Source organism: Afipia dichlorophenoxyacetatis (genome assembly GCF_055386385.1).
In genome coordinates this window covers 1,507,230-1,528,229 of sequence record NZ_AP029250.1, presented here as the reverse complement: position 1 = coordinate 1,528,229, position 21,000 = coordinate 1,507,230, and the positions used below count along the sequence as shown (strand labels likewise).

Annotated in this window: 19 protein-coding genes; 4 read left to right on the top strand and 15 right to left on the bottom strand. The window is 58.3% G+C overall.

Going from position 1 to position 21,000, the window contains the following annotated elements:
* Nucleotides 1–21: 21 nt before the first annotated feature.
* The gene (locus ACZ5C3_RS07075; protein WP_464036391.1) at nt 22–1,011 is read left to right on the top strand and encodes a Gfo/Idh/MocA family protein; all 990 of its coding nucleotides are present in this window, start codon (nt 22–24) and stop codon (nt 1,009–1,011) included.
* Here the strand turns inward: ACZ5C3_RS07075 and ACZ5C3_RS07070 are convergent.
* From ACZ5C3_RS07070 to ACZ5C3_RS07040, 7 genes are all read right to left on the bottom strand, one after another.
* Nucleotides 979–1,680, bottom strand: coding sequence for a TetR/AcrR family transcriptional regulator (locus tag ACZ5C3_RS07070; protein WP_464036389.1), 702 nt, complete (start codon nt 1,678–1,680; stop codon nt 979–981). The genes ACZ5C3_RS07075 and ACZ5C3_RS07070 overlap by 33 nt on opposite strands.
* Nucleotides 1,681–1,695: 15 nt before the next feature.
* Nucleotides 1,696–2,235 carry a flavin reductase family protein gene (locus ACZ5C3_RS07065; RefSeq protein WP_464036388.1) on the bottom strand — a complete coding sequence of 180 codons (540 nt, stop codon included), beginning with the start codon at nt 2,233–2,235 and terminating at the stop codon, nt 1,696–1,698.
* Nucleotides 2,236–2,244: 9 nt separating this feature from the next.
* Nucleotides 2,245–3,471, bottom strand: a complete 1,227-nt coding sequence (locus tag ACZ5C3_RS07060) for an acyl-CoA dehydrogenase family protein (RefSeq protein ID WP_464036386.1) — start codon at nt 3,469–3,471, stop codon at nt 2,245–2,247.
* Nucleotides 3,472–3,488: 17 nt separating this feature from the next.
* Nucleotides 3,489–3,998, bottom strand: a complete 510-nt coding sequence (locus tag ACZ5C3_RS07055) for a VOC family protein (RefSeq protein WP_464036384.1) — start codon at nt 3,996–3,998, stop codon at nt 3,489–3,491.
* A 171-nt stretch (nt 3,999–4,169) separates the two neighbouring features.
* Nucleotides 4,170–5,003, bottom strand: a complete 834-nt coding sequence (locus ACZ5C3_RS07050) for a beta-keto acid cleavage family enzyme (RefSeq protein ID WP_464036382.1) — start codon at nt 5,001–5,003, stop codon at nt 4,170–4,172.
* Nucleotides 5,004–5,062: 59 nt separating this feature from the next.
* A complete protein-coding gene (locus tag ACZ5C3_RS07045) occupies nt 5,063–5,965 on the bottom strand; it encodes an NAD(P)-dependent oxidoreductase (RefSeq protein WP_464036380.1) in 903 nt (300 codons plus the stop codon).
* A 342-nt stretch (nt 5,966–6,307) separates the two neighbouring features.
* Nucleotides 6,308–8,356, bottom strand: coding sequence for a methyl-accepting chemotaxis protein (locus tag ACZ5C3_RS07040; protein ID WP_464036378.1), 2,049 nt, complete (start codon nt 8,354–8,356; stop codon nt 6,308–6,310).
* A 254-nt stretch (nt 8,357–8,610) separates the two neighbouring features.
* Between ACZ5C3_RS07040 and ACZ5C3_RS07035 the strand changes: the two genes are divergently transcribed.
* Complete coding sequence (locus ACZ5C3_RS07035; protein ID WP_464036377.1) at nt 8,611–9,561, top strand: cation diffusion facilitator family transporter; 951 nt, start codon at nt 8,611–8,613, stop codon at nt 9,559–9,561.
* A 31-nt stretch (nt 9,562–9,592) separates the two neighbouring features.
* On the opposite strand, the gene ACZ5C3_RS07030 is transcribed toward ACZ5C3_RS07035, so the two are convergent.
* Genes ACZ5C3_RS07030 through ACZ5C3_RS06995 form a run of 8 tightly spaced genes read right to left on the bottom strand, consistent with a single transcriptional unit; the run spans nt 9,593 to nt 18,733 of the window.
* Nucleotides 9,593–10,669 (bottom strand): ABC transporter substrate-binding protein, encoded by a 1,077-nt coding sequence (locus ACZ5C3_RS07030; RefSeq protein ID WP_464036376.1) that lies wholly within the window; start codon nt 10,667–10,669, stop codon nt 9,593–9,595.
* A gap of 28 nt (nt 10,670–10,697) precedes the next feature.
* Nucleotides 10,698–12,395, bottom strand: a complete 1,698-nt coding sequence (locus tag ACZ5C3_RS07025) for a thiamine pyrophosphate-requiring protein (protein WP_464036374.1) — start codon at nt 12,393–12,395, stop codon at nt 10,698–10,700.
* 8 nt (nt 12,396–12,403) lie between these two features.
* A complete protein-coding gene (locus ACZ5C3_RS07020; RefSeq protein ID WP_464036372.1) occupies nt 12,404–13,135 on the bottom strand; it encodes a GntR family transcriptional regulator in 732 nt (243 codons plus the stop codon).
* Between the two features lie 13 nt (nt 13,136–13,148).
* Nucleotides 13,149–15,263, bottom strand: coding sequence for an acetate--CoA ligase family protein (locus tag ACZ5C3_RS07015; RefSeq protein WP_464036371.1), 2,115 nt, complete (start codon nt 15,261–15,263; stop codon nt 13,149–13,151).
* Nucleotides 15,263–16,048 carry an enoyl-CoA hydratase/isomerase family protein gene (locus tag ACZ5C3_RS07010; RefSeq protein WP_464044615.1) on the bottom strand — a complete coding sequence of 262 codons (786 nt, stop codon included), beginning with the start codon at nt 16,046–16,048 and terminating at the stop codon, nt 15,263–15,265. Before ACZ5C3_RS07010 ends, ACZ5C3_RS07015 begins: the two co-directional genes overlap by 1 nt.
* Before the next feature lie 27 nt (nt 16,049–16,075).
* Nucleotides 16,076–16,894, bottom strand: a complete 819-nt coding sequence (locus tag ACZ5C3_RS07005) for an ABC transporter permease (RefSeq protein ID WP_464036367.1) — start codon at nt 16,892–16,894, stop codon at nt 16,076–16,078.
* Nucleotides 16,884–17,672, bottom strand: a complete 789-nt coding sequence (locus tag ACZ5C3_RS07000; RefSeq protein ID WP_464036365.1) for an ABC transporter ATP-binding protein — start codon at nt 17,670–17,672, stop codon at nt 16,884–16,886. The genes ACZ5C3_RS07005 and ACZ5C3_RS07000 overlap by 11 nt, the downstream gene beginning before the upstream one ends.
* Nucleotides 17,669–18,733, bottom strand: coding sequence for an ABC transporter substrate-binding protein (locus tag ACZ5C3_RS06995; protein ID WP_464036363.1), 1,065 nt, complete (start codon nt 18,731–18,733; stop codon nt 17,669–17,671). Before ACZ5C3_RS06995 ends, ACZ5C3_RS07000 begins: the two co-directional genes overlap by 4 nt.
* Nucleotides 18,734–19,024: 291 nt before the next feature.
* Here ACZ5C3_RS06995 and ACZ5C3_RS06990 point away from each other — a divergent pair, with 291 nt between their 5' ends.
* Nucleotides 19,025–19,858 carry a tetratricopeptide repeat protein gene (locus ACZ5C3_RS06990; protein ID WP_464036361.1) on the top strand — a complete coding sequence of 278 codons (834 nt, stop codon included), beginning with the start codon at nt 19,025–19,027 and terminating at the stop codon, nt 19,856–19,858.
* A 114-nt stretch (nt 19,859–19,972) separates the two neighbouring features.
* Nucleotides 19,973–20,914, top strand: coding sequence for an acetamidase/formamidase family protein (locus tag ACZ5C3_RS06985; RefSeq protein WP_464036359.1), 942 nt, complete (start codon nt 19,973–19,975; stop codon nt 20,912–20,914).
* Nucleotides 20,915–21,000 lie beyond the last annotated feature (86 nt).

Below are 21,000 nucleotides of genomic sequence, written 5' to 3'. Positions count from 1 at the left end.
AAATTCGTGGAGTAACAAGTCATGATCCGGGCCGCTATCGTCGGGCTGGGCTGGTGGGGGCAAACCATTGCCCGCAGCCTCGCCTCCAGCGACGTCATCAAGCCTGTGCTGGGCATCGATCCTCTCGAACCCATGCGGGCCAAAGCTGCAGAACTTGGCATTGAGACCGCGTCCCGTTTTGAAGATGCGTTAGCGCGGCAGGATATCGAGGCCGTTATCCTGTGCACCCCGCAAGAGCATCACGCCGGACAAATCGAAGCCGCGGCGAAAGCCGGTCGGCACGTGTTTTGCGAAAAGCCGCTGTGCACCACCGCAGCCGACGCGGAGCGTGCCATCGGCGCCGTCCATCAGGCAAAGGTGCAGCTTGCCATCGGCCACGAACGCCGCTTCGAACCAGCGGTCATCGAGATGCAGAAGCGCCTCGCTGACGGTGAATTCGGCAACGCGCTCGTGCTGGAAGGAAACTTCAGCCAGGACAAATTCCTGAGCCTGCCTGCTGACAATTGGCGCTTGTCAAAGGACGTGAATCCGGTCGGACCATTGTCCGCCACCGGCATTCATCTGGTCGATCTTTCGATCTCGATGCTCGGCACGCCGACCCATGTCTGGGCGCGGCTCGCCACCCTCGGCAGTCACTTCGCCAATGGCGATACGCTCTCGATCACCATCGGCTTTCAGAGCGGCGCGACCGCCACGCTGAACGCCGTGCTGGCAACGCCGTTCATGGGGCGCTTGGCGCTATTGGGCTCGAAAGGCTGGATGGAAATTCGCGACCGCACTCATCCTGAAAACCCGACGGGTTGGGACGTGACCCGCGTTCTTCGCAATCAGGCTCCGGAAACGGCGTATTATCAGCCGCACCCGGCCGTACGTGACAACCTGGAAGCTTTTGCCCGGGCTGCTCAAGGTCAGGGAACGTATCCCGTGCCTTACGAGCAGATGCTTGCGAATGTACGAACGTTCGAGGCGATCCAGAAATCAGCGGTCAGCGGTCGCATTGAGGCGATTTGATTTCGCGGCAACACGTTTGGTCCCGTTTCCGTTTGCACGCGGAAACGAGGCCAGATAGCCGTCGACCGCGTTGGCGATGACCTCGTGCTTCTCCTGAAGTGCGGGCATCTCGTAGATGAACCGGCGTACGCCGTAATAGAAGATACCGCCGTGGAAAACCCACGCCATTTCCAGCTCGGCGGCTGACGGCTTGGCTTGGGTTGGGAGTCCTGCCTCGAACCTGCATTCCTTGATGATGCGGGTGAGGATCTTGTCGCGCACAACGCCGACGTACCAACGGTTGATATCCAGGCCCTTCAAGCCTGAGAACAGATAGATCCGTAGCCACTTCCGGGTGAAGATCACGTTGGTGTAGTTCTCGTAGAACTGCAGCAGCCGATCCCGAACTGGTCGCGAACGATCAGTGAGAAGCTTCTCCCAACCGCTGTCGAGCGGCTCGAGGTAGACCTTGTTATAGACTTCCTTGATCAGCTCTTCCTTGCTCGGGAAGTAGCGATAAAGGAGCGGTTGGGTCACACCGAGCCGGCGGGCCAGTTCGCGGGTGCCGCCGTTAAAACCCTCTTCCGAAAAGAACTCCGTCGCCTTGCGCACGAACTCCTGGCGCCGGTCCTCAGGCGACAGTCGTTTCTGTTTGACACGCGCAACCGTCGACGATGATTTCTTTTTCATGAAGACCCGTTGAAGTTATGCCTCGGATACAAAGTGCCCGAATCTCCCCTGCGCGAACAGCAGCGGTTCGGTACGGTTGTAAGCATAGCTTTCGACAGCACCAAGAAAAATTACGTGGTCGCCCCCGTAATAACGGTCGGCACTACGGCATTCAAAGGTAGCAACGGCATTGGCCAGCACCGGCGCATTGCCCAACCCCGGCCGCCAGCTCACCCCCGAGAACTTGTCGTTGGAAGGAGTTGCAAACTGCTTGGCCAGTGCCTGCTGGGACGCCCCCAGGACGTTGATCGCGAAGTGACTGGCGTTCTGGAAAATGCTCATGCTCGGCGAAAAGGTCACAAGGCTCCACAGCACCAGCGGCGGGTTCAGCGATACCGATGCAAAGGAGTTACAGGTAAGGCCCGCCAGCGTGCCATCCTCAGCCGCGGCGGTGATCACCGTCACCCCCGTTGCATAAGATCCCAACGCGTTGCGGAAATCCCGGGGATCGATGGACGAATTATCGCTCGCCAGTTCGTTGCCGGGTTCGGTTGGATGTTGCGGTTTGACTGCCATCCACCCTCCTCACAACGTCAAGTTTTCGGACGGAAGGTCAAGCGCCACGCGGCCGTAATTCGTGCCTGCGGCGTCGAAGCTGAAGGCGATGTGCGCGTTGATGGCGTGCGCATCGCGGAATTGACGCTGCAGCGCGCCGGTCGTGTAGAGCCCACGCGCACCGCTGGCCGCGAACAGCAGTGATACGGCTTCCGTGCAAAGATTAACACTGAAGGCGCCGTCGCGCCGATAGCGCGTCTTCTCGGGCATCTTCGGGATGTAGCTCTTGCGCGCATCCGCCATGGCGTCGATGCAGGTGCGGCGCATGATCATCCGCGCCGCGTCGATCTTCGCCGAGGCTTCTGCGATCTTGATCTGCGTCGTCTGCAGGTCGCCGAGCTTCGCACGGTTATAAGTCGAGGCCCGATGTTTCGCGATGTCGATATAATCATCCAGGCAGGCCTGCGCGTTGCCGAGACCCGCTCCGGACAGGACGAAGGCGAACAGTGCGAAGACCGGCAATGCGTAGAGCGCACCGGGGTTCACAGCGCTTCCCGGCGTGGGGCCGCCGGCAACATCCCGCACCGCCAGCGTCATGTGATCAGGAACGAACACGTCCTTGGCTTCGACGTCGTTGGAGCCTGTCCCTTTGAGGCCGGTCGAATTCCAGGTGTCGATGATCCTGTAATCGTCCTGCTTGAGGAGGAAGATGCGGTATTCGACGCCATCCGCGTCATCATCGGATGACACGATACCCGCCAGCATATTCCACGTGCTGGAGTTCACGCCCGACGAGAACGGCCAGCGCCCGGAAAGGGTATAGCCACCCGCAACCTTCTTGGCGCGGCCTGCGGGGAAAATGAAAGACGATGCGATCAGCGCATTGACGTCCTCATTCCAGATCAGGTCCTGCGCGCGTTTGTCAAACATGCCGAGCATCCAGTGATGACTCGCAAGATTGACGAGGTTCCAGGCCACCGAGGCATCCGCCAAGGCAATGACGTCAGCGAAATCTACCAGCGCGACGTAATCGAATTCCGATCCACCGACGCGCTTGGGCTGAAGGATCCTGAACAGTCCTGCCTCGTGAAGCTCGCGTTCGGTCTCGGGTGGCAACCGCCGCATCTCTTCGGTGACGGATGCCCGTTCACGCAGCTTCGGAACAAGGGCGTGAGCACGCTCGAGCATCTCGGCGTATGCAGCATCCTGGCCGCTGGCGCGCCGATCGAGATCGAGCTTGTGGATGGTCCCTGACATCAATCTCTCCCTCAGCCTCAGCTCGCCGTAGTCTTCTTCGCGATGTCCGGCTTCATGTGCGGACGGTCGAGGTAAAGAGACGCCTTCAGTCCCTCATCATCCTGCGTCGCGAACTCGGACAACAGCTTCATTTCCGAGATACGCGACCGATCCAGCGTAGTCACGTCCGGCCAATCGACTTCGAGCAGGTTGCCTGCGGGATCACGCAGGTACATCTGCACGCAACCATCCGGCAACTCGTTCACCGGATTACGGAAAGCCTTGGAATCCAGTACGCCGAGGGCCTTCGCCTTCTCGTAAACCGCATGGAAGTCGTCCACGTCGACCGCGAAATGCTGATAAACTGGAATACTGTCTTCAAGTTCAAACAGATGAAGCTGCAAATTTCCGCAGCGAAGATACTTGGTTTTGAAGCCGAAATTGTACGTCGGAATCAGCTCCATGCCCAGCACGGCCTGATAAAAGCGCGACGACTCTTCCAGATCTTTGGCACCAATGGACAGATGATTAAAGCCGAGGACTTTCATATCTGCACTCCCAGACGTTAGCGGATACCGCTTATTTTATCACCTGATAAATAATGCGATATGAGAGGGAATGCAAGCAAAATGACCGGCGATGCGGCGCACAATTCTCGTGCGGGGCAGCGCCGGTCATTAGCTCAATTTTCGAGCAGCTTCGGAAAGACTTAGTTCACTTTACTGGGGCCGACCGAGCACCCGCATGATGTCAGCCCGCGAGGAGCGCGGGCGACGGATGCTGTGGAGCCCTGCCTGCAGGTCCTTGATGCGTTCAGCATTGCTTGCCGCGCGGCTGCCATCGGAATTGATGAAGCTGTTCTCAAAGCCAATGCGGCAGTGGCCGCCGAGCGCAGCGGTCGCAACCAGCGACGCCGTTTCCGAGGCGCCGAAAGCGCAGGTCCACCAATCGAACCGCGCTACACCGCCGTTGTCCTGAACCCTGGACACGAAAGGCACGAGTTCCGCCGGATCGCTTTCCTGATCGCTCGCATAACGTCCGAGCGGAAAGATGACAGAATGACGTTCTCCCGGCACGATTCCGCGCTTCATCAGATCAAGCAGAAGATCGAATTCCCTTGGAATGTAGACGATGTGCTGTACGGCGATTTTGTTGTCGTAAGCCCAGCGATAGAGCTCTGCGGCCGCGGCCTCTTCGCTTGCCCCAGGAATCAGCTCCTTCGTCGCGATGCTGACGGCCTCCGGCTTCACAGCCTTGACCACCGCGATCTGTTCGTGCGGCTTGAACATGCCCACCGCCTCAGTGGTGATCTGGATGGGAAAATCCGGCCCCGCCGCTTTCCGCACCGCTTCTATTGCCGCGAGGTAACGCGAAGCATCGAGCGCGTGCTTGCCCTGATCGTCGCGCACGTGCAAGTGAATGGCTTGCGCGCCGGCAGCCTGGCATTCGAGCGCATCCTTCACGGTGGCTTCAATCGTGATCGGAAGATTGGGATGTTCGGCATGGCCTTTGCGGGCGCCATTCGGCGCCACCATGATTGCCAGATCAGCCATATCGGCTTGTCTCCATAAGCTATAAAGTCAGAGTGGGATTTGAATGAGAAACCTGCGCACTACGACGCAGGCTTCTTGCGCTCGAAGCCGTGCATCGTCTCGAGCACAGCACAGACGGCAGCGGTGTCCTGCTCCTTGCGTCCAAGGGCTTTCCCGGCGTGATAGATCTGTGACGCCGCAGCATAGACCGGCAACGCGCAACCAAGATCGGCCGCGAAAGCATCGATGATCGAAATATCCTTGAGCTGCATCCGGATCGTCGCCGTTGGCGCGTCGTAGTTTTCATCGCGCATCAAAGGTCCGCGCATCTGGAACATGCGCGACGTCCCGGCGCTGTCGGCCAGCGTGTTGTAGACGACGCCTGGGTCGATCCCGGCCTTCATGCCGAGGACCATCGCCTCTGCCGCCGCCACGTTGTTGATCGTGACCAGATGATTGGCGATGTACTTCATCACGCTGCCATTGCCGAATGGCCCGAGATAGTGCTGAACGCGCGACATACCGGTGAAGACGTCTGCGCAACGGTCGAATGCCGCCTTGTCACCACTGCCGAGAATAACAAGATCCTTGTTGACGGCCTGCGCGCCCGTGCCGCTGATCGGGCAATCGAGCAGGATCTTGCCGCCCTTCTCCATCGCCTCAAGCGCCGCACGCTTGATATCCATCGGCAGCGTCGAGCATTCGATGACGATCTGGCCAGTTCCGGTTGCCCCTGCGATGCCGTCCGTACCGCTGATCGTGTCCGTCAGCGCCCCCGCATTCGGAAGAGACATCAAAATGATGGGGGCGGCTTCTGCGACCGCGCGCGGCGAGCCCAGGACCTTGCCGCCCATCTCCTGCAAACGCGCGCAGGCTGCGGGAACCGGGTCATATCCCACAACCGTGAAGCCCGACTCGCGCAGATTCCGCGCCATGGCCGTGCCCATAATCCCGATGCCGACAACACCGACGACTTTATCCATGTGACTTCGCTCCCTCGAAAACGCTCCTAGTGGTCCGATTCTAACATTCGCATCCCGTTTCGGCAGGCATCCCTGCGAATGTTAGAATCAAAGGACCACTAGCAAATATAAATTGCTAGTGGAGTTTTGGATTTGACATTCGCTTGACGGACTCGCTGCCGGGTGCGCAGCGAATGTCAAATCCACTCCACTAGGGACGCCAGTCAGAGGCTAGGAAGCCAAATCGCGAACGCCCGAAACGCCGCCGGGAAACCGGCGACGTTGCAGGTATAAGCACATTTATTTTGAAGCATCCACCGGCATACGCCGGGTGCACCATGCGTGAAGCCCGGTGCGATATTTTTAGGCGGCGCGGATATTCGCCATGAAGCGATCCAGCTCCTGACGAAGCCGCGTGCTTTCCACGGACAGCGTCTGGGCCGAATTCAACACTTCTCCGGAAGCGATGCCGGTTTCGCTCGTACCGCGATTGACCTCCGAGATGCTCTCGGCGATCTCGTGGGTCCCAGCAGCGGCGCTCTGTACGTTCTTGGATATCTCATGCGTGGCCGAGCTTTGCTGCTCGATGGACGCTGCGATATTGCCTGCAATCTTCGAAATCTGGCCGATCGTCTGTCCGATTTCCTTGATCGCAGCAACCGACTCCTGCGTTGCATCCTGCATGCCGGCAATGTGAGAGGAAATCTCGTCGGTTGCTTTCGCAGTCTGGCTCGCGAGTGATTTTACTTCCGACGCCACCACCGCAAAGCCGCGTCCGGCTTCACCGGCTCGGGCGGCTTCGATGGTTGCGTTTAGTGCCAGCAGGTTGGTTTGTTCGGCAATGGCTGTGATCAGCTTGACCACGTCGCCGATCTGCTGAGCCGCATGCGACAGCTTCATGATCCGCGCGTCGGTCTGCTCGGCCTGCGCCACCGCATCTGCCGCGATGCGGCTGGATTCCTTGACCTGCCGACCGATCTCATGAACCGACGCCGACAGTTCCTCCGTTGCGGCGGCAACCGACTGCACGTTAGCGGAGGCTTCTTCAGACGCGCCGGCCACCCTGCCCGACAATTCCTGAGCAGCTTCGACCGTTCGCGTCATCGTCGTTGCGGACGCTTCGAGCTGGCTGGCCGAAGACGATACGCTCGACACAATGCCGCCAACGGCCTGTTCGAAATTGTCGGCAAAGCGACGGAGCTCCGCGCCGCGGACATCGCTGGCTGCCTTGTTTTGGGCTTCGCGTTCTGCCGCATCGCGTTCCGCGCGCTCGATCGCGCGTGTCTTGAATTCTTCCACGGCGCTGGCCATTTCGCCGATCTCATCCTTGCGCCCGAGCCCCGGCAGAACGACGTCGAAATTGCCGCTTGCCAGTTCACGCATCGCTACGCACATGCCAACCATCGGACGCGAGATCCCGGTGCCCAACGTCATCGCAAGGATTGCGCCGAGAACAAGACCACCAAGACCGAGATACGTCACGAAGCTCCCGGTCGTGTGCGCTGCCGCTGCGGATTCGCTTGCGAGTTTGGTCTGACGGCCGAGCAGTCCTTCCTTGATGGTCTGCGCCTCCTGCGTGATCGCCGCGGCTGCGTCATTCATCTTTGCCGTCAGGTCATCGATCGTCGCCGTATTCTGAACGAACTTCCCGAAATTGCTCTGGTAAGCGCCGAGCTGATCAACGATCTCCTTGACCTTCGGCGCAAGCTTGTCATCTCCGACATTCATGGAGCCGATGCTGTTCTTGAGCATCTGCATGCGAGCGCCCGCGCTGCTTGCGACGGCCTTATCGGGTCTTGCGACGAAATTGCTGACGGCTGCGGTGATAGCCGCCGACTGCGTGGCGAGTTCTTTCACCGTCGCCTGCAAAACATCCAGACCAGCGAGGACGGCAGTGTCCCCAAGATCATCAAACTTGTAACGCAAGGTATTTCCAACGCGCAGCAGTTGGTTCGATGCCAGGGAGGCATTGTCGTTCTTGAGCTGAACGACGTTTGCAAACAGCTTGGCGAACTCGTTGAACTTCTCAGACAGCCGCTGGATCTTTTCGCGGTTGTCGCCGCTTGCGACCTTAGTCGCCCGTTCAATCGCCTTGCCAAGCTGCGCTTCAGCAGCACGAGCGGCTTTCTCATCCGCCTCTGCACCGGTCACCGCATAATAGCGGGCCAGCAACTGATAGGCCGTCAGCTCGCGATCGATATCGCGTGCGCCGTCCGTCTCGGCCACGATGCCCTGGTAAGATTGTACGCCAGTCGAAATGCGTTCAAAGCCGAAATAGGCCACGCCCATATTGATGGCAGAAATGCCAAGCACGACGGCAAAGCCGAGCATGATCTTGGCTCGAAACCTCATGTTTGAAAGGAAGCCCGCCTTTGTCTGCTTCGGTGCCCCAGCGCCCTTGAACCAGCCCATGCAATTCCCCCAAACGAACCGCGCATACAAAAATGACCGGGATTTTCCGGCCTTAGGGCATGTCATAACGGGAAATGAATAACGTCGCGTAAATTGCAAATCTTTCATGACTAAACCGGCGGTCATGATGGCCCTAGAGCATGCCGGCTGCTGCATGCGAGATCAGACCGTTGCATGAGCGTGATAGTATTCACTCTGCGGGCAAGACATATCTGGCGAGTATGATTCTACCTAGCCGAGACCTGGGAACGCTGATGACGCATTCGCATGATCACGCCGGCCACAGCCACGCAGGCCATGCTCACGGTCCGGGCGGCCACGTCCATGCGCCTGCAAATTTCGGCGCGGCCTTTGCCATTGGTATAGGCCTCAATACGGCTTTCGTCGTGGCCGAGGCGGTCTTCGGCTATATCAGCAACTCGATGGCTTTGATCGCCGATGCCGGCCATAACTTGTCCGACGTGCTTGGACTGGTGGTCGCCTGGATTGCCGTGATCCTGTCCAAACGGCCGCCTTCGCCGCGTTATACCTACGGACTTCGTGGCTCCTCGATCCTCGCGGCACTCTTTAATGCCGTCTTTCTGCTGCTGGCTGTCGGCGCCATTGCCTGGGAGGCCGTGCTGCGCCTCTTCAATCCGGAGCCCGTTGCAGAATGGACCGTCATTGCGGTCGCGGCAGCGGGCATCGTCATCAACGGCGTAACGGCATGGCTGTTTGCTTCGGGACGCAAGAGTGATCTCAACATCCGCGGGGCCTATCTGCATATGGCTGCTGATGCTGCCGTGTCAGCCGGTGTTGTCCTTGCCGGCTTTGCGATCATGGCCACCGGTTGGCTCTGGCTCGATCCGCTGACGAGCCTCGTGATCGTGGTGGTCATCGTCTGGGGGACGTGGGGCCTGCTGCACGAGAGCATGGCCATGTCGCTCAGCGCGGTGCCTGCGGCGATCGATCCCACGGCCGTGCGAGATTATCTCGGTCGCCGTCCCGGCGTTGTGCAGATTCACGATCTTCACATCTGGCCGATGAGCACCACGGAGATCGCGTTGACGTGTCATCTCGTGATGCCCAGCGGTCAGCCGGGAGATGCATTTCTATTCGAGATCTGCCGGCAACTCCGAGACAATTTCGGCATCCACCATACGACCATCCAGGTGGAAACGGACCTCACGTCGGAATGCGCACTCGCCCCGGAACACATTGTCTGAGGCAGTTCGCGAGGGGTGCCTTTAGCAAAGTTTACAACTTGAATGATTTGGCGCTGGCAACAATCTCTTTGGGATCGAAATCAGCGATCTGCTCAACGAAGCGATTGGTATAATAGAGATTCACGTCGATCTTCTTTTTGATGAGCCCGATCTTCTCATAAAAATTCTGCGTGTTTTCCCAATCTTCCTTTTCGAAGAAGCCCCACTTCGGCGTCTTTCGGCCTTCGATGCGATACTTGTCGAGCCGCGAATTCAGGACATGTACAGCGTGTTTGAGGGCTACATCTTCCGGAACGTTGGTCGGCTTTGTAGCTGGAAATGCCTTCCAGTGTAGCTGTACGGCGGCTTCCGGGTTTGTCTGTGTGAAGATCACGGCCTTCGCGATGCCTTGTGCCATCTTCATGGCCGCTTCTGGATTCTTGGCTATGAAAGCTTCGTTACCGACCAACATAAAAGAGAGGAGCGATGACATTTCCGGTGTCGTAAAATGACGAAAGTTGAATCCGAGATTTTCGAGAACGGCGTAAGCATAGTCCCATAGGGCAAGTGCATCGACCTGCTTGGATTGCAAAAAGTTAGCGGTCTGTGGCCCCAATCCGACAGGAAGCCATTTGACGTCTTTGTCGGGATCAATACCGGCTGTCGATAGCATCGCTTTCGCGAACGGATATGCACCGCTGCTGAGGTTCGTGACGCCAATCGTTTTGCCCTTGAGGTCTTCCAGCTTTTTAATCGGCGAAGATTCCTCTACGGCGATATCGTAGATCGCCTCGCGCGTATGGTTGTAGACAGCAAGAAGCTCCCCGCCCTCTTGTTTAGCGGCCAGCAGCGGCTCTGGACTCGCCATGGTAAAGTCTGCGCGGCCGGCGAGCACGACCTGGGTCGCCCCACTCGATCCACTGAACGGGGCAACCTCCACATCGATTCCCGCCGCGTTCCAGTATCCCAATTGTTTCGGAATCGACGCATGAACCGCCGATGCCACGTCCGGCACCGGTGAGGTCAGAAGATAGCGAACCTTCGTCGTTGCTGACCGGGCAGATTTTGATTGGACCGCGAAAGGCAGCGCTGCACCAGACACAAGAAAATGGCGACGCGACAGTTTCATTGCAGCTCCATTCACGCAGTGTCCGGTTTCAGCGGGGTTGGCAGATGACGTTAAGCAAGGCTTGGCGCTTCTCATTTCGCACCACATTCAGCGCTCGTCCGAGCGCAGCGGGAAGATCCGCAGCATTCTCGACGCGCTCGCCATATCCTCCTGCCGCGATGCAGACCTGCTCGAATGCCGGTAGGCCGTCGAGCTCGGTCAATACGTGCGTGTTAGCGGTGGACGCGACACCATCCGGGTAGACCTTCAGCGTCGCTTGGCGCACCGCGTCCCACATCCCATTGTTGAAGACGACGAAGAGCACCGGCAGCTTGTGTTGATGCGAGGCATAATGCCCAGCCACCGGGTTGGCGAAGAGATAAGCGCCATCGCCCAGCGTGGCGATGACGAGACTGTCAGGTTCAGCGAGCTTGGCGCCCAGAGCCGCTCCCATGCCCCAACCCAGACCTGAAGCGGAGCTCGATCCAAAATAGCTTCCCGGCTCACTAAAGCTGCAGTGATCCAGCATCAGTGTGTATTCATTGATGACAATCGCATCACCCTTGACTTGCTCGATACAATGGCTGGCCCAGGCGGGATGTATCGGGTGCATCGCGCGAGCGCTTGCCAGTTTGGATGCGCGATTTTCGATCCGTTTCTGACGCTCTTCCTGCACCCACGTTCGCCGGGCCGAAAGATCGGCGCTACGTTTTTCCATTTCTGAGGTCAGATCGATCAGAAGGGCAGCAATGTTTGACCTCAATGCGAGGTCGCATTGAAAGCCACGGATCGGGATTGCGCCAAACAGCGGATCCGGACCCGCGTGAATGACACGACAATCTGACCGCAACGGCGACAATTTCGGGATCCACGGCACGTCGCAATCAAGCACCAGAACCGCGTCCGCTTGCTCCACGAGGCCCGTTGGTTCGAAGCCTAGACTCATTGGATGCCCCGACGGGAACTGCATATAGCGGGGGCGATGCTGGACGACAGGAATTTGAAAGTCTTCCGCGAATGCGACGAGTTCAGGGATTGCGCTTGGATCACGACCGCTATTCCCCGCAATGATCAACGGCTTTTGTGCCGTGGAGAGGATGTCCGCCGCAACTCTGACGCCCTCGGCGGATGGTCGTGACGGAAGCGCCGGAGTAAGCGAGGAAGACTTTTTAGCGTCGTATGCTTCAGGCATCGACTCTGCCAAAACCTCACGCGGCAAGGAGAGGTAAACCGGGCCGCGTGGCTCGGTCATGGCTATGCTCACGGCCCGCTGCACAACCATTTCGACCTGGGCTGGTCCGCGCAGTTCGTAATCCCACTTGACGAACTCGCGCAGCAAAGATGCCTGATCAAACATCTCCTGCCCCCAGTGGATATAGGAGTCACGCGATCCGACATGATCGTCCTCGTATATCGGCGTCCTCCCCGCGGTGAGCAGAATAGGAACGCTCTCGCGCGCTGCATTCATGATCGCACACACAGCGTTCGCGGTACCTACGCTCACATGGACAAAGGCCGCTGGGAGCTTGCCCGAGACCATCGCGTAGCCATGAGCCATCGTCAGCGCGAGATTTTCGTGAGTTGCCAGAACAGGAACAGGCAAACTCTCGCCGCCATCCGTCCGACTCCGTGCATACGCTTCGATGATTGGCGCCGCATCGGTGCCCGCGTTGCCGAAAATATACTCAACGCCCAGCCGGCCTAGCGATCGAAGGAAGATTTCCGCAGTACTTGGAAGCGTCGTCATCGTGCGCCTTACTTTTGGGACCTTGCAATTTTCTTCAGCGTTGTCGGAGACTCTTGCGGTGTTGGCGAAGGACGCTTGCTATCCGCGATTTCGCCACGTTTTCTGAAATCGAGTGTTGACTGGATGTGTTTCTGCATCCCGGCAGCAGCCGCCTTCTCGTTCCGCGCTTCAAGCGCCTTGAACACTGCAAGAATCTCGCCAAACGCATCCTGAATGCGGTGAGGTGAGTTGGCGCTGCCGCGCCGGATCCAGCGGATCTTGTCGATCAGGTTGACGAGAATGCCCGTAATGAGCTGGTTGCCGGCGGCTTTGTAGATCGCAAGGTGAAACTGCAGATCGAGCTCAAGATAGTCTTCCAGCTTGTCACTGGCGACCCCTTCACCAAAGGCAGCAAATGCAGCCTGGAGAGTTGCCAGTTCGGCTTCCGTGATCTTCTTGGCAGCACGGCCGGCGAGATAAGATTCCAGAACAAGCCGGGTTTCGAGAATTTCCGTGATCTCGCTATCAGAGAGACCACGAACGAAAGTGCCGCTCTGCGGTGAAATCTCGATCCAGCCCTCGCTCTGGAGACGGGAAAAAGCGGTTCGCACCGGCGAACGGCCATATCCGAGTTCGTTGGCAATCCGGACTTCAGATAATTTGTCACCCGGGTTGTAAACCAGCTCGGTAATGCGACGCTTGATCTCGCGATAGGCTAGTCCCGCCCTCCCGAGATCGTTGTTCAGAGTGTTGCCTATCATGCATCGAGTCCCGCTAGTGCGTGTGCCCTTTCGGAATCAGCACGCAGTCCAACGCAACACATCCTTTTCCCTTTTCCAGCACAGCAAGCGGATTGATCTCGATCTCATGAATCTGATCGGAGAAATCCGCCATGAACCGCGACAGCGCACTCACCGTTTTAGCTACCGCCTGAATGTCACCCATCGGCGCCCCGCGGAAACCACTCAGAAGCTGAGCGACTTTTGTGGACGCAATCGCTTCCCGCGCCGCCGCCTCGTCGATCGGCGCGAGCCGGATGGCGACGTCCTTGTAGAGTTCAACCTGAACTCCGCCGGCACCAACCACGATCAGCGGGCCGAAATCGGCATCCATTCTTGCACCGATGAAGATCTCACCAAGCGACGAGACTTTCTTCTGAACCAGGAAGCCGAGGAATTTGCCTTCCACTTTGGCGGCAGACACCAGCATCGTTTCGGCTGCGCTTTTCACAGCTTCAGCCGACGCGAGGCCAACTTTCACAAGTCCTGCGTCGGACTTATGAACCATGTTCTCGACAAGTCCCTTCAACACGATCGGGAAGCCAATCTCCTCTGCAGCCGCGACAGCCTCAGCGACCGTGGCGACGAATGTTTCCCGCGGTCCTTCGACGCCGTAGCTCTTGAGAACGTCGCGCGCCTCGTGCTCCGCCGCCAACCGATGCGACGGCACCAGATCGAGGCCAGACTTGGCGAGACGTGCTGCCCCCGTTGAATCTACGGCAGGCGCCCGCGCCGAATCCGCCGACCACTTGAGATAGTGAGAAATTGCGGAGAGCCCCACCCGCGTCCCGCGAAGATACGGAATCTCTACCTTGTCAGCGACCTCTTGAAGCGCGGAATGCGGCTGGTCCGAGACGTTCGACAGCGCCACAACGGGCGTGTTCGCCGCCGCCGCACCGCTTGCGACTGCGTCGAGCAATTTCGAGTAGCGGGTCGCCTGCTGCAGGCCGAGCCGGCTCGGCGCATCCTGGATCAGAACGAGCATACCGACATCGGCTTGAGACGCGATGGCGTGCGCGCAATCCCGCGCAACATTGGGGTCGTACAGTCCAGCCCAGGTCAGATCCAATGGATTGGAGAGATGCGCAAATGGCGGAAGCAGCTCTTTCACCTTCGGCTTCGCCGCACCAAGCGGAGCAAACTCCACGCCGAGCTCTTCAGCGGCGTCCAGCACCAACGCGATTTCGCCGCCGGAAAGGGACAATCCACCAATTTGCGTAGCTGTCGGGCGCACACGAATGCTTGAAGCAAGCAATGCGGTCTCAATCAGTTCGTCGATGGAATGAACCTGCATCGCGCCTGCGGCTAACAACGCCGCGTCGCAAGCTTCATCGCTTCCCGCAATGGCACCGGTGTGGGCCATCACAGCGGCCTTGCCCGATTGCGAGCGGCCGCTCTTGAGAACGATGACCGGCTTGCCAACTTCCCGCGCACGCCGCAGCGCCTTCATGAACGCTGCAGGCTTCTTGATCTGTTCGGCGAACACGAGAATCGTTGTGACATTCGGATCGTCGATCACCGCGTCGATGTAGTCCGCTGCGGCCGTGACGGCTTCGTTCCCCGTGGTGATCAGGTAGCTGAAGCCGACACCTCTGGCCGAATTGAGCAACGCGATGCCCACAGAGCCGCTCTGAACGATCGCCGCGACACCGCCGCGCTTGACGTCATCCGGCAAGGACGTACCGAACAACGCGGCACGTCCAACGAAGTTCAGCAAGCCAAGGCAATTCGGTCCGCAGACCGCAATGTCATTGGCTTCTGCGACGTCGATCAAAGCCTGCTGGGCCACCTTGCCATCTTCCGTCTCGCCGAAGCCGCTCGACAGGATCGCCATGGCGCCGGCGCCCTTGCGAACCGCCTGCTTGGCGACATCGACGACCGCATCCGCACCGACGGCAACGAAAACGGCATCGACGTTTCCCGGGATATCGTCCAGCGACGCGTAAGTGCGACGACCGAACAGTTCCGGTGACTTCGGATTGACGAAATGGACCTCGCCTTCGTAACCGACGAATTCAAGCGCTTTGACGGCGTTGAATCCGGGACCGACCTTCTCCGAAGCTCCGACGATGGCAATTGATTTTGGCCTGAGCAGGCTTTGAATACCCATCAAAGGGCTCCGAACTTTGGCTTGCGCTTCTCGGAGAATGCCTTTGGTCCCTCATGCGCATCCGGATGGGCAAAGACCTTCTCACAAACCTCGATTTCGAACTCGACCATGTCTTCCCAGGTCTCACGCGAATTGAAGGCAATAGCATCGCGCGTGGCTTTGATCGCCGTCGGCGATGCTGTGGCAATACGTTCGGCCACGCTCATGGCCTCCTTCGCAAGGTCTTCTTTCTTCACAACGCGTGTGACCAGGCCGAAGTCGTAAGCAGTCTTCGCATCGAAATCCTGGCCCAGCAGCAGGATGTCGAGAGCACGGTTACGGCCGACATAACGCGGCAACCGCGTCAGACCCATGCCCCAGCTCGGCACCATTCCGATATAGGCATCACCGGCGCGGAAGACTGTGTTGTCCGCAGCGAGGCGAATGTCGCAGGCCCATCCGATGGCCGTACCGCCACCGATGCAATAGCCGTGGATCGCCGCCACGATCGGAATTGGAAACAGCTCAAGGCGGTTAAGCGTTTTTCGCCCCAGCGCACGGAATGCTTTTGAGGCCTCCGGGCTGCCGAAATCCTTTTCTTCCCGTAGATCGCCTCCAGCGCAGAATGCCTTTTCGCCTGCACCGGTGAGGATGACGCAACGCGCTTCTTTATCTTTCTCGACTTCATCGAGGCGCGCGTGCAGAGCGTTCATCAACTTCGTTGACGCCGCGTTCACCGGAGGGTTGTCGAGCGTGATGATGGAAATGGCACCGTGCTTTTCAAGACGGACGAGAGACTCTGACAAGATTGACTCCTTCCAGTTGGAAATAAGTTAGTTTGAACCGGAACGTAAATTGTCCGGCTTGGCCCAGAACACGAAACGAACGTGGAGAAAGCGCACGAGCGCATAGAGAATGATGCCGAGCAGCGCGAGCACGACGAGCACCGCAAACATGCCCGAGATGTCCATGTTATAGTTGAGCTGCATCAGCAGGTTGCCGAGCCCGCGGTCCGCGCCGATGAATTCACCCACCAGCGCGCCGGTGATGCTGAGTACGATGGCAACATTCAGACCGGCAAAAATGAAAGGCAGCGAGTTCGGAAAGATCACGATCCGGAATTTCTGCCAGCTCGAGGCTACCAGCGAACGCATCAGATCGAGCTTCTCAGCTTCGACCGTCGAGAAACCGACGATGGCGTTGATGAGAACGGGGAAGAACGAAATGATCGCGGCGATCAGGATCTTCGATTCAATCCCAATACCTACCCAGACCACGATCAGCGGTGCCAGCGCGACTTTCGGAAGCGCCTGAAGCCCGACGAGATAAGGCATCAGGGTCCGCTCAATAAGGAGAGAACGCGTCACGATGAACGCAAAGAAGATTGCCGCAATCGAACCGATGGCAAAGCCCAACAGAGCCTCGGCAAGGGTGATGAGGAAGTTGTCGACCAGGAGTCCCCTGTCGTAGATCACCCAGAGCGCACGAAGCACCGACGACGGAGGCGGCAGCAGAAGCTTTGAGATGTTCAACAGCCTTGGGATGAACTCCCACGCCAGCAGCAGAACAGCTCCACCCACCACCGGCGGAGCGTATCGGGCGAACAGCGCCGCCATCCGGGCATTCTTCACGCTGTCCTTCTCAACCTGCATGTGCTGTCTCTGCTTCGAAGTAGCTGCGTAGTTTTTCAGCAAGGCGAATGAAAGTCGGATCGGACCTTGAGGCTGCGGATCGCGGCCGCGCGATCGGCACATCGAGCAAATCGCGGACATATCCCGGCCGGGGCGCGAACACCGCGACCTTGTCGGAGAGCAACAATGCTTCCTCGATCGAGTGCGTGACCAGGACCACGGTCTTCATGCTCGCCTGCCAGATCCGCAGCAATTCGAGGTTCATCGCCTCACGCGTGAGAGCGTCCAGTGCGCCGAACGGCTCGTCCATCAACAGAATCTCGGGATCATGCATCAGCGCACGCGCAATCGCCGCGCGCTGACGCATACCGCCCGATAGTTCATCCGGATAGCGGTCGGCGAAGCCTTCGAGACCAACCAGCTTGAGCAGATCGTGTGCGCGCTGCAGGGATGCTGCCCGATCGCTTTTCATGACCTCGGCCGGGACAAGAACGTTCTTGAGGATGGTCCGCCACGGCAGCATGACCGGGCTTTGAAACACCAGCCCGATATCCCGGCGCGGGCTCGAAACCGGAACACCGTCGATCAGGATTGTCCCACTCGACGCCGTCTCGAGACCGGCAATCATCCGTAACAGCGTACTCTTGCCGCAGCCGGACGGCCCGACGATGCAAACGAACTGCTTGGGCTGAACGGCGAGCGACGTATCCGAAAGCGCTTGCAGGAGCGTCCCTGACCGGGAGCGGAATTGCTTTTGAACGTCGCAGACATCAATCAGCGGGCGCATTGACGCACTCATTTATAGGATTCCGCCTGCTTGATGATCGCTGCCTTATCGAAGGCATTCACCTGATCGATAAGCTCGTTGGTGTAGTATTCGCCGACGTCAGGCTTGCTCTTGATCACGCCCACATCGAAGAAGAAGTTCTGGGTGTCCGTCCATTCATCGCGAGTAAACGCGCCAAAGCGGGGATCTGCCCGACCTTCAAGGCGGTACTTGGCGAGACGTGCCTGGAGCACGTGCACCGCCTCCTTCAGCGCCTGCTCTTCCGGAATATTCGTGGGCTTGGATGCCGGATACTTCTCCCAGTGGATGCGTACGGCGGCCTCAGGATTGGTCAACGTGAACAACACGCCCTTGGCAATGCCTTGCGCAAACTTCATATCCGCGCCGGGATTGGCCTTCAGGAAATCCCCATTGCTGATCAGCATGAGCGCCAGGAGCTTCGACGTCGCCGGTGTTTCAAACTGCCTGAACTGGAAGCCTGAATTTTCGAGGATCGCGTAGGCCCAATCCCACATGGCAATCGCATCGACCTGATTGGCCTTGAGCGCGTTGGCCGATTGCGGGCCGAGGCCGATCGGCAACCACTTCACATCTTTTTCCGGATCGAAGCCGACACCGCGCAGCATGGCTTTGGCGACAGCCGTCGCCCCGCTGGAAAGGCTGACAACACCGATCGTCTTCCCCTTGAGATCCTCGAGCTTCTTGATCGGACTGTCCTTCAGAACAGCGATCGTATAGATCGACTCTCGCGTGTGGTTATAGACACCCTTGATGTTTGCGCCTTCCTGACGGCCAACAAGCAATGCCTCAGGACTTGCCATGGTGAACTCGGCACTGCCGGAGATCACCACCTGCGTGGCACCGGTCGAGCCAGCGAAAGGCTTAACCTCGACATCCAGCCCGGCGTTTTTCCAGTAGCCAAGTTTGTCGGGAACGGAGGAATGCGCGGCTTCCGCGACATTCGGTGTTGGCGAGGTCAGCAGATATCGAATTTTGGTTTGCGCGGACGCAGGTAGGACGCTGAACAAAACAAACAGCAGCAACAGACACAGATGTCGGCCGAAGATCGCCATAGCAACCCCTCCAGTAAATCCGGCATAACTAGTCTACCAGTTATCTAGTTAACTGCTCGCGGAAAGGTTGTGCAACCAACGGTGAGTTTAGAGGCAATGCATCAAATATCGTGCAATGCAGTAGCGACGGGAGACAACGAACCACGTAAGAAGCAAAGAATGACCAAGTGGTCTGATTTGCAAAACACGAACTTGGATTTCGACAATCGCTCACACACTCAATGTGTTAAAGCATTGTCGGCGTGGCTGACTTGATCTGAGATAAAGAACCTTATGCGCTTCATCCGATCCATGCTTTCTTTGCCCTCAAAACTTTTTGCAAAGCGAAAGCGCCTGAAAAAAAATTCCGATGAGACGATTTACCTCAGCCAGCTTGAGAGCCTGAGCAAGGAGGAATGGGAGGCGATTCTCTCGAAAGACCCGATCGAATCCGCACGGTGGATCTATGCGGCGGCCACTTACGGCCATATCGATGCACAACTTCATTGGGCGCAGATGCTGCTGGACGGCATTGGGGCCGCCCGTGATCCTGAGGCAGCATTTCGCTGGTTCGGCATCGCAGCTCGGAGCAAGCGTGCCGATGCCATGAATATGTTGGGGCGCTGCCACGAGCTTGGCTGGGGCACGCCTGTCGATTTTGACAAAGCCGCCGAGCACTATCGCGAGGCCGCGGCAAAATCGTCCGACTGGGCACGCTTCAATCTCGGATGCCTCTTGCTCGAAGGCAAAGGCGTCGCGCGCGACACCAATGAAGCATTTCGCCTTTTTATGAGTGCCGTCGAGCAAGGGCACATCAAATCCCTGAACATGGTTGGGCGCTGCTACGAAAACGGCTGGGGGTGCCCGCAGAACATGACCGAGGCCGTTCAGTGGTTTCTCCGCTCGGCTGAAGCCGGCGATTTCCGCGGGCAGTACAGCTATGCTCAAGTTTTGATCGAGCAAGGCAGGCTGGACGAGGCTCTGCCCTGGCTTCGTCTCGCCATCGACCAGTCGCATGTGGAGCTCTGCCGCGAGATGGCAACGGTGCTTTCAGAGCACCCCGAACCTCGCCTGCGCGAGATGGCCACATATGCGGATGCGCGCGCGATCACACTTGCTGGCGCTGGTCATCCTGTTGAACAATGATGGCATGCCTTTCGCATACATCGGAAAGTCGACACTCCGATGCTAGAAGCGCGTGTCTGATTTATACGACCTCCCGACCTTAACTCGCCTCCCTTACTCCAACGGAAGTTCATCGTGGCCCATCATCACCTTCGCCCCAGCTCAGAAAACTGCCACTGGGGCTTTTTCGAATCCAAGCTGAAGCCGGTCCTCACCATCGCAAGCGGCGATGAAGTCACCGTCGATACGGTAAGCGGCGGTCCGGACATGCTGCCGGACAAGAATAAGTTTTTCATTCCGCCGGAAATGCATGAAATTCACGAGAAGAACGAGCGGATGCTGCCCGGTCATATCTTGACCGGCCCAATCGCAGTTGAAGGCGCGGAGCCCGGCGACGTGCTTGAGATTGAAATTCTCGACATCAAGCTACTGACGGACTGGGGATGGAATATGATCCGTCCCCTCAGCGGCACGCTGCCGGATGATTTCCACGAAATGCGGCTGCTCAACATTCCGCTTGATCAGAAGCGCATGGTCGGCAAGTTGCCGTGGGGCCTCGAACTGCCGCTTTCACCGTTTTTCGGCGTGATGGGGGTCTCCCCTCCACCCGCGTGGGGCCGGATCAGCTCTCTCGTCCCGCGCGCCATGGGAGGAAACCTCGATAACAAGGAGCTCGTGCCCGGCGCGAAGCTCTATCTTCCCGTCTTCGTCCCTGGCGCGCTGTTCTCCTGCGGAGACGGTCATGCTGTTCAGGGCGACGGCGAGGTTTGCGTCACCGCAATCGAAACTGCGCTGCAGGGGCGCTTCGCATTTCGAGTGCGAAAGGACCTGCGTTTTACCTATCCACGCGCGGAGACGCCGACACATTATATGACGATGGCGATGGACCCCGATCTCGATCAATGCGCGGTCCGGGCGCTCCGCGACATGATTGTCCTGTTGGGAGAAACCGCCAAGCTGTCCCGCGAGGATGCTTATACCTTGTGCAGCCTTGCCGCTGATCTTCGCGTGACGCAGACGGTGAATGGCTCCAAGGGCATTCACTGCATGATCGCGAAGTCAGTCGCAGGCGGCTAGTGTGGCGCTTCAGAAGTCCGCATCATCTGTGCAGCAAGCCTGGAATGCGGACTTCGGAATCGGGATACTAACGCACAAACAAAAAC